Raw genomic sequence first — 628 nt, forward strand, 5'->3', positions numbered from 1 at the left:
TCGCCCTATTCAGACTCGCTTTCGCTGCGGCTACGGCTTCTCGCCTTAACCTTGCATGGGAACGTAACTCGCCGGTTCATTCTACAAAAGGCACGCCATCACCCATAGATCGGGCTCTGACTTCTTGTAAGCACACGGTTTCAGGATCTATTTCACTCCCCTTCCGGGGTGCTTTTCACCTTTCCCTCACGGTACTGTTTCACTATCGGTCGCTAGGGAGTATTTAGCCTTAGCAGATGGTCCTGCTGGATTCATACGGGGTTTCACGTGCCCCGCACTACTCGGGATCCGTCTCGGAGGGAATATACTTTCGGCTACAGGGCTTTTACCTCTTATAGCGGGCCTTTCCAGACCTCTTCGCCTAATATGTTCCTTTGTAACTCCATGTGAGACGTCCCACAACCCCAGAGAGCAAGCTCTCTGGTTTAGGCTGTTCCGCGTTCGCTCGCCGCTACTGACGGAATCACTCTTGTTTTCTCTTCCTCCAGGTACTTAGATGTTTCAGTTCCCTGGGTATGCCTCCTCGCATCCTATGTATTCAGATACGGGTAACTAGCTATTACACTAGCTGGGTTTCCCCATTCGGACATCCCCGGATCGAAGCTTGCTTACAGCTCCCCGAGGCAGT

At 52.2% G+C, this 628-nt stretch carries 1 rRNA gene; it reads right to left on the reverse strand.

Annotation, left to right across the window (positions count from 1 at the left end):
• Positions 1 to 628 (reverse strand): 23S ribosomal RNA (locus OHJ21_RS32950); the annotation flags it as partial.

The organism is Virgibacillus sp. LDC1, assembly GCF_025792345.1.
GTDB lineage: Bacteria > Bacillota > Bacilli > Paenibacillales > Paenibacillaceae > Paenibacillus_AQ > Paenibacillus_AQ lautus.